Annotated in this window: 6 protein-coding genes and 1 pseudogene; all 7 read right to left on the bottom strand. The window is 49.2% G+C overall.

Annotation, left to right across the window (positions count from 1 at the left end):
• Window positions 1–178: 178 nt before the first annotated feature.
• The 7 genes and pseudogenes from cas2 to C4S74_RS19590 all read right to left on the bottom strand — a co-directional run bounded on the left by cas2 (window position 179) and on the right by C4S74_RS19590 (window position 8,152).
• A complete protein-coding gene (gene cas2, locus C4S74_RS19620; protein ID WP_103996974.1) occupies window positions 179–469 on the bottom strand; it encodes a CRISPR-associated endonuclease Cas2 in 291 nt (96 codons plus the stop codon).
• A 9-nt stretch (window positions 470–478) separates the two neighbouring features.
• Window positions 479–1,511, bottom strand: a pseudogene (gene cas1c, locus C4S74_RS19615) (type I-C CRISPR-associated endonuclease Cas1c).
• Window positions 1,508–2,164 carry a CRISPR-associated protein Cas4 gene (gene cas4 / locus C4S74_RS19610; protein WP_103996973.1) on the bottom strand — a complete coding sequence of 219 codons (657 nt, stop codon included), beginning with the start codon at window positions 2,162–2,164 and terminating at the stop codon, window positions 1,508–1,510. The pseudogene cas1c and the gene cas4 overlap by 4 nt, the downstream one beginning before the upstream one ends.
• Window positions 2,164–3,027 carry a type I-C CRISPR-associated protein Cas7/Csd2 gene (gene cas7c / locus C4S74_RS19605; RefSeq protein ID WP_103996972.1) on the bottom strand — a complete coding sequence of 288 codons (864 nt, stop codon included), beginning with the start codon at window positions 3,025–3,027 and terminating at the stop codon, window positions 2,164–2,166. Before cas7c ends, cas4 begins: the two co-directional genes overlap by 1 nt.
• Complete coding sequence (cas8c, locus tag C4S74_RS19600) at window positions 3,024–4,949, bottom strand: type I-C CRISPR-associated protein Cas8c/Csd1 (RefSeq protein WP_103996971.1); 1,926 nt, start codon at window positions 4,947–4,949, stop codon at window positions 3,024–3,026. Before cas8c ends, cas7c begins: the two co-directional genes overlap by 4 nt.
• Window positions 4,946–5,668, bottom strand: coding sequence for a type I-C CRISPR-associated protein Cas5c (gene cas5c, locus C4S74_RS19595; protein ID WP_103996970.1), 723 nt, complete (start codon window positions 5,666–5,668; stop codon window positions 4,946–4,948). The genes cas8c and cas5c overlap by 4 nt, the downstream gene beginning before the upstream one ends.
• A 36-nt stretch (window positions 5,669–5,704) precedes the next feature.
• Window positions 5,705–8,152, bottom strand: a complete 2,448-nt coding sequence (locus C4S74_RS19590; protein WP_103996969.1) for a CRISPR-associated helicase/endonuclease Cas3 — start codon at window positions 8,150–8,152, stop codon at window positions 5,705–5,707.
• Window positions 8,153–8,593: the final 441 nt, after the last annotated feature.

Here is an 8,593-nt window from a genome sequence, read left to right as displayed (position 1 = left end):
GGGGTGCGACTCCGCTTTTTAACCAATAAATGGCCAAAAACGACTTACTACCAAAAATAATATAGAATTTAACTCTTTCATTCCAAATATAAAATACCATATTATGTTTAGGGTATTTATTTCTGGATAATATTTGGTGCGAATCCCCCTGGGAAATCATGTTCACTTCACATTCGCACTACAAAATCAATGGACCTTCCAGATCGAGCGATTCCTTAATGCCGATATGTTCTACCTTGGTTTTATACTGATTTCCTAGTCGATAGAATCTTAGACTATCCTCACTCTGATCGATAATTTCAATTAATTTCATTTTTAGCACAGCAAATTGCGCAGCGTCAACAACGCATTCAAACACGGAGTTCTGGACACGCTGACCGTAATTCTGGCATATTTTCGACACCTTCCGCAGCCTTCGCTGTCCCGCTCCGCTTGTCGTGCTGACATCATAAGTAATTAACACCAGCATAGGCTGCACCTACTTCCATAAAAATGGAGGATACTCATCCAGATCGTTGCGCAAATGCCGTGCTAATAGCAGCGCTTGCGCGTACGGCACCAATCCCCATGTGATTTTCTCGCCTAGATAGGGATGGGTTATTTTTTCTTGCTTCTTGCTTTGCCATGCGGTCAGGAATTTCTTTCTGCCGTCTTCTGTAAGGAGGACCGCTCCGTTTTCTTTGCGAACGAAATCTTCTTTTTGAATCCCTTTTTTATTGATCAGGGACAAGACGAACTTGTCGGCATAGACGCCGCGCAGCTCTTCCATCAGATCGAGTGCCAGCGAAGCGCGGCCGGGACGGTCCCGGTGCAGAAAACCCACATAAGCATCGAGCCCTACCCCTTCCAAAGCGGCTGAAGTATCGTGAGCAAGAAGGGTATACGCCAGCGACAGCATAGCATTGACGTAATCCAAGGGCGGTCTGCGCGACCGGGTCCGAAAATGGGAAATCTTCCTTTTGCTGAAGAATCATCGTGTCGAACCGCTGGTTATATATGAGGGCCGCTTGTCCTTCCAGCCCCCTAAGCCGCTCCAAGTCCTCGCATTGTCTGATGCTTTTCATAAGAAGGGTCAACTGCCGGGATGCTTCTTTGAAATTCTCCACATCTATGCGCAGTGGATAGTCCCTTGTCATTCTCTCAAGCATCCATTTATGGTTATATATTTAACCGACAATAAAATTGCGGGCTATTTGAGCCGACAGAAGCTCGCTTTCGGATACGAGGTATTGCTTCTTGCGAAGAATGACGTTGCCTCGGCTTTCCCCGACTACTCTTGCCAAAAATTTTCCGCTCATGCTTAGAAATACGATAGCGATGTTGCGCTCCGCGCAGTATCTCATAAGTGCCGGGCTTGCCCCCGTGTACCCGAACGCGACAATGGATTCCAGATTATGCAGAGGGATTCTGTTTACCTTCTCCTGCTCCTTCAGCAGCACGATATTGTCGCCGTCCAAAGAAAGGTATACGTCCGGTTGTGTAACGAATAAGGTGTTCAGAAGCTTCTTCATTCGCTGATTTTCCCTTCCATATAACTGCGTACCGAACGCTTACTCATCACTTCCGGCAGACAAATGGGTAAGAGGGAGCAGCTTTGACAGAATGAGCCTGTCTTTACCTTCGGCGTATGTCTGCGTTTATAGTAGTCGTGCATTTCAGCGGCAATTGATTTTACTTTTCGTTTAATTTCCTCTGTCAGCTCAACCTCAACTCTGTGCTTAATCTCGTTATAATATAGATAGCCTATAGGAACTTCGCACAGCAGCATTTCCTCCAGACACAGAGCTTGGGCGGCTAACTGGAGGACATCGGCGTCGTTGACCTTAGGTTTCCCTCGTTTGTATTCCACAGGTACCGCTCTGTATGTGCCTTCCGCACCATGAATTTCGACGCCTTCGGCACTTCGAATAAACTCGACCACATCACATATCCCTGAAAAATGAAGCTCATCCGACTTCACCGGCATAGCGCGAACTGTAAGCTTGTCCCCGCGCTTCTCCCGGACAAAAGGCTGATCGGCTTTTTGATGAAGATGCTTGCCTTCCACCGTCCGCACGTTCTCTTCCCACTGCTGTTCAATATGAATGAGCGCCCACTGACGTCTGCAAAATTCAAAATGCTGGATGCCCGAAAGCATCAGGTACTCTTCTTCACCGCTCTCCATCAAAGTCCGTCCAAAACCTCAACCTTCAAGCCGGGCAGTTCGGACAATTCAATCGTATAGTCTTCGAATGATTTCGGTTCTTCAATCGTTGGCTTAACAGATAAGGAGCGATGGACTTTGGCCGAGGAATATTGACCCAATTTGGAGCTATGTTCCCACCAGTATACATGGTGGATTTCCATACTGCCGTCGGGTCTTGCCGATGATAAATCATTCTCGAATAGGGTCACGAGTGCCTGCTTGATTTTCTCCGCATCCTCGTTCGTAAAACCGGTTTTCTCCGCAAGCTGGGTATTGATGCTTCCATAGAATACATACAGGCCATGATCGACCCGGTGCTTCATGCCCATCGTATCGGGGCCTCTATCCTTGCCGGGCTCGGAATTGACGCTCTTCGTAATCTGCATGCTCGTAATATCGATCGGGTGGACGCTTTTGGCCGTATGAACGGATACCGGGCCTCTGACCCCGACGGAAACCCCTTCGCCCTTTGCGCCGCCTTTGAAAGCGAACACTTGCCCGAAGCTCCGCACATCCATCCATTCCTGACAGGCCACCCAAGCGAAATCGTCGCCGGAACTTTTCTTGGCCTTGATAATCTTGTTCAGCTCCTCGTTGCCGTCCGCACGTTCTCTTAAGCTGCCGAATGAATCGTTCTTGCGGTCATTGGACTGAACGAAGATGGATTCGCCCAAATCCTGCAGACGGTTTCTGATTTTGCGCTTGATCGCGACATCTGAGATTTCTCCATAGCCGTCGTAGTTTTGTCTCGGACGGTTGCCGTTCAAAGGATCCCCGTTAGGATTGGCGCTCGTGACCGACAGGACGACTGCAAAGTCAATTTTATGATCCAGGCTGCTCATTGTAATCTCTCCTCCTGATCGGATGCTTCAGTGGCATCCTCGATTTTCTCTTTTTTCTGGTATAGGTCGTATCGCTGGCTGTAGTAGCCTAACAGGTATTTTCCCGAAAGCGGCTTATTGTTGAAATCTTCCATGTCGAGCTTCGTGCTGATCTCCTCCAAAAGCATCGTGTACCTTCTGGCATTAGCCCCGAGACGGTCCAGATACGGCTGAAGACTTTGATGGATGATCCTCCACGTTCTCTCCGGGTGACTGGAGAACGCATTCATGTATCGGATCGCGTTCGTCGCGCGACCCTCATTTTTGTCCAGCGTGCTTCTTTCGAGCACGTCGGCCACGGCAAGCAAGCGGCCGAACAAGTAGCTGCGGTCCGTAATTTCTTTGTTTAATGCCACGGGATATCTCTCCTTTCGGTTAATAAGGGCACATGTAATGCTGAGTACTTTTTCCCATTCCCATTTCTCCAGAGCAACCGGATTAGAAGCACGTTGTATCGCACTCCGTTCAATATCCGCAGGAATTCTGTCGCCATCCAGGATGCAGGGCAGCATGCGCTCCATAAGCCCTTTGACCAGCTTGTCGCTCGCTCTCGGACCGTAAGCCGCAAACGCGATATCCTTCGTCGCCGGGGCTCCGTAATACTGAACATACTCCTTCTGCTTGTTCGTGCGATACTGGTGCAGCCATACGCAGGTGGAGTGCCATTCAACGAGCTTTTCCAGGTAAAGCTCCTTGTTCATGTTGCGATAATACAGCACGGCCATCCTTCCGGTCGTCGCCGAATCCAGGATGAGGATGTTAACGTCGGACCGGAAATGGTCTTTATACTTCGAAGTGAGCCGGTTCTGGAAACCGTCCATCGCCTTGGCATGTTCCCGCGCAAAAGATTGATTTGTGCCGGATGGCAGGCGCTCCTGTTGTGCCGCCTCGGGGTCCAAGGCAAACGTGTCTTCGGACAGATCGGGAACATCCGGCACTTCATTCCCCCAGATAAGAAACACCCGCTGATCGAAGGTTTTAGCCTGCCGGTTGATCAGCCATTTCAGCGCATTATGAGCTTTCTGGGAAACCTCGTAAGAAATGCTGGCCGCCTGGCCGCTATCGCTAAAACGGCCCCGGAAAGTGAATCCCGTTTTATCGTTCGCCGAAATTAGCTTCGCTTTGTCCGCCGCGTTGCGGATCTTATTCGCATGCTTGTCCGTCGCGGGCAGTCTTTCCCCCGTCACGTAACAAATGTCTTCACTGCCCAACTGTTCGCTGTAATACCGAATGAACGACTCATATACATCGGGGTCTTTCCAAACTTCCGTCAACGAGCGTTCAGGAGAATACACCGTGAAGCGTATGAAGGCGCTATCCTGTTCGCCTGCCAATACACCGAAAATTTTCGGTTTTTCGGGATACAGGGACTCATACTTCTTATCCCACTTGTCGATCAGACGTCCGCTCTCGTCCAGACACAGGATTTTCTCGCCCGCCAGGTCCTGAATCAATCGTCTTTTGCCTAAATAGCGGTAGATGCTTTGAATCTTAGGATGAGCATAAGGTGACTCCGCCCAGTTTTGAAGCTCCCGGATATAAGCGCCAAAAGGCTCTTCTTCCTTAATCACCCCGCCGTAGTCACGGAAATCGCCCGCCACGTAACTCAACTTATCGTGAAGAGGGTAAGGCGCAACGACAGCACCCGCCCGGCTCGCGGACTTCTCCGTGCTTGGAATGAGCGTGCTGGCATCATTCTTCTCGATCACCTCGGCGGAATGATATTCGCCGTCTTCCGTGATCAGCACCTCGATGTGCGCGTTCTGAGTCGTATGCGACACAGGCAGTAGTGTAAACTCGCGCTCGTTCACGCCCTTCTCGACGACTCCTACCCTATCCGTATTCGCTTTATACGTTTCATACAAGTTCAGCAGCCAACTCATGGATTAACTCCCCCCTCTCCCCATCTTGCCAGCAACGCATCCACCGATTCCACATTGGTGTGGTCAAAATGCTTGGGCTTCATTTCCGAGATGGTGCGCACTTGTATGCATTCCTCGGGTTTACGAAATTCGATGACACCATTTCTCATGACCGGGTTCCACAGACGGATCTCCATCTGATCCCGACCCGTCTCATCCGGATAATTAATGCCGTGAACCATATTTCCCAGATGAATATCTCCATACTCATCGTAGAAACCTTTCCCTTCGCCAAAAACACACGGCTCCACGTAGCCTTGGCACTCTCTTGTTCCGAGGAAGATATCTCTGCGGCCTCCCGCTTTAAGCGAACGCAGCAAAATATTGTGGTGTTTATGTTCGTTTTGATCGAAAGCCAGATCGGGGCGGTTCTCATTAAATTCAAAGTGGGCCTTGACCTGATAACAAACATCTTTTAAATAAGTGTAGTTGGCAAGCGTATTTCCTCCGCTATAGTCGATAGGCCGAACTCCCTTGGATTCCATACGGATGGGTTTCAAGATCCGAATCTCGTCTACCACATAGAAAATGGTAGGTTTCCAGTAAATGCTCTCCGTTATCCCTTTGATTGCCTGATACGTGGGGACTTGATAGGAACACTTCTCTCCTCCAAGCTTCGTGAGCGGATCTGTAAATAAAGCATAGTCACCGTGCACGACAAACTCCACTGAGTTTCTCATCGAGTCACCTCCTTTCTAGGTCGCTTGCAAGAGCTATCAAGCCATCAGCAGCCCTTCCCAGCTTTCGTTCTCCCCATCGAAACCAAAATCCCGATTGTAAGCGCCCTCTCCCAACACGAGAACTTGTCCGTCCAGGCAGCGTTCCAGTCCGCCGTTTTTGTCTACCCGCATCAGTTCATGATTCATAAGATTGATGGTGTATTGCTGGGCTTTTTTTAACAACCGAGTCAAATCTTCGATACGACCCGCGCCGTTTAAATCCGCAATGATCTCTTTGCCTTCATCACCGTAAGGGGCTATGACGGATACCCCGCTGTCTTTAATAACATAGAAATGCTCGGCAGCCGTCCTATAGCTGTTCGCCAGAAACAAGGGCAGGCGCTCTCCCCGGTTGCTCCGGTAATCCTGAAAATAAACATTATCGTTTACAGGAGCGAACAACAAATTCGTTAAGGTCTGGTTGCTACCCAGCTTAGGTACCGGGAAATTCAGGTTTGCGTCAAAATCTTCATAGAACTCCCTGAAGTACCGCTCCATGGCTTTTACGGACAATAAGTGCCCGCCGTGACTAGACGAATCTCTTTTCAAGTCGATTAATATTCTTCTCGAAATCTTCTTGCCCCGCTCTATTTCCGGCAAACGGCTCAGGTTCTCTTCGTCGTGATCTACCACATAGACCTGCTGCACTTCACGCTCCCCGTGCCTGTTGCATCGGCCTGCTGCCTGTGCAATCGAATCCAGCCCCGCTAGCGAGCGGACTACACATTCAAAGCTCACATCCACGCCTGCTTCAATCAGGGGGGTACTGATGCAGAGAACCTTTTTCTTATCCGTAAGCAGTTGTCTGATTTCATCCAGCCTGTCTTTGCGGTGAGCCGCGCACATGGAGGTGCTTAAGTGAAAGACCGGAATGCCGTCCATACGTTTAACTAGTTCTTCATACGCCCTCTGAACGACAGACTTGGTGTTGAGAATAACCAACGCGCTCTGCGCATCTTTCATTCTCTCCGCAACAAATTCCGTAAGTTTGTCGGTATTGAATCTCTCATCAGTGGCACGGTCCACGATTTCCACCCGCTTAAACGCGGCTATCACGTCACCCAGATTTGCGACCATCTCGGCCTTCGGGCTCAGGTGCAGCTTGTGCTCGACAAAACCGAGAGCCGGCTGTGTGGCCGTACACAACACAATGCTGGACGAACAAAATTGGTTCAGGAAATTCATTGCCATATTGAACAGCGACACACACGAAACCGGAACCTTCTGAACTTCATCGAACACAAGGACCGACTCGCTTAAATGATGCAGGCGCCGAATATCCCGGCTGCTCTTGGCATAGAACACATTCAGGAACTGCACCATCGTTGTAAAAATAATGGGAGAATCCCAGTTATCCTTCGCCAACTTCAGCTTCTGCCGCATATTGACCTTGCCATCCATATGTTCATCCTCGTCGTTTTCGTCCTCAATCACATTGGAGTGATGCTCCAAAATATGCTCCACATCCTTGAGAACCCTGCGTACTTCCGCAGCATTCTGCTCGATGATCGTCGTATAGGGAAGAACGAAGATGATGCGTTTTTTTCCGTACATTTGTGCGTGCTTGAGCGCATATCGGAGACTTGCCAATGTCTTCCCGCCTCCCGTGGGAATGGACAACGTGTAAATACCCGACGATTTCTCTGCAAACTTGTCGCATTGCTCGGACATTTCCCTACGGAGAGTTTTAATCGACGAGTCTGCCTTGCTATGCTCCGTCAATGACTCGATCTCAGCCATGAGCCGATCATAGAAGGTGCCGAACAATTCTTTCGGCGGCCTCTTCACCGGAACGTCAGGGATATTTTCCTCGAAACATCGGGTATTCGTTCGATCCGCATCAATCAGCGCACTGAACACGTACTTCGTTAAGAACATGCATCGTGCTTCCAGACTGAGGGGGGACTCTTGTGCAAGAAAAATCTTCAGTTCCAGCGCAGCCTGCTCCACATACCTGTAAAACTCTTCTTCTCTTATCACCTTTTCAAAAAAACATTGAACAACTTGCGGAAGCTCGCTCAACTCCTTGGCTTCTTTATCCCGCACACGCTGCAAATAATTCGATTCCGACTCAGGGTTTAAAAAATCCTGAAGGTAGGAATGGTGAGAAAGGATCGCATTGCCCACGATTTCGGCTAAAACTCCCTTATCCCTCTCAATCCTGCCTGTATGAAAAAGCTGATACAGCAGACGTCCGCCAGCCGTAGAGTGATCCACGGACCCTTTTTTGGGCGGGGCTTCGGGATTTCTAAGTGCCTTCAGCAGGTACTCCTGAAAAGCAACCGTATACTTACCCAAATCATGTAGAAGTCCCGCGAGTCCTGCGATGTGCTTAATGCCTATTCCTTCTCCGTAGGACTCGGCTAACGTTTGGACCCCTAAAAGGTGGTCCTCCACACTTTGATGTTCTCCGTCGCTTTCCCGTATATGTGCGATGAATTCCAACCCGGTTCCTCCCTTACAAGACCCTAATTCTGCCTGAAAATAGAACCATATACCTACAAATCATATAGATATGGTAATTCTATAGACCTACACCTAATCCCTTCCTATAATATACATTTTTCACAAAATAGACGTAAAAGAAATAAAAAACATCAGAAGAAGAGCACAAACTTCTGCTGGAGGAAAGTAAAAAAGAGCTTAAGATTTGCCCGCTGTAGCGGCTCTTAAGCTCTTTTTTTGTTTAAGTTGGCATCATGGGTCTACATGTATCGTGCTGGTGAGCAGTTGGATTCCACGCACTTGTAAGGGGTACGACGCTGCCCGCACTGGGCAAGCAGTGGTGACAGGCAAACCCATTTCAATCCACGCACCCGTTAGGGGTGCGACGGCATTGACGGACAAGCAGATGAATTTCATAAACATTTCAATCCACGCACCCGT

The organism is Paenibacillus sp. UNC499MF (assembly GCF_900107975.1).
Classification (GTDB): Bacteria; Bacillota; Bacilli; order Paenibacillales; family NBRC-103111; genus Paenibacillus_F.
This window is presented reverse-complemented; position numbering and strand designations above follow the sequence as displayed.

Bases quoted from the DNA above. Each gene is read 5' to 3' on its own strand.
- cas2 (WP_103996974.1), bottom strand. From the start codon at position 469: ATGCTGGTGTTAATTACTTATGATGTCAGCACGACAAGCGGAGCGGGA.
- cas4 (WP_103996973.1), bottom strand. From the start codon at position 2,164: ATGGAGAGCGGTGAAGAAGAGTACCTGATGCTTTCGGGCATCCAGCAT.
- cas7c (WP_103996972.1), bottom strand. From the start codon at position 3,027: ATGAGCAGCCTGGATCATAAAATTGACTTTGCAGTCGTCCTGTCGGTC.
- cas8c (WP_103996971.1), bottom strand. From the start codon at position 4,949: ATGAGTTGGCTGCTGAACTTGTATGAAACGTATAAAGCGAATACGGAT.
- cas5c (WP_103996970.1), bottom strand. From the start codon at position 5,668: ATGAGAAACTCAGTGGAGTTTGTCGTGCACGGTGACTATGCTTTATTT.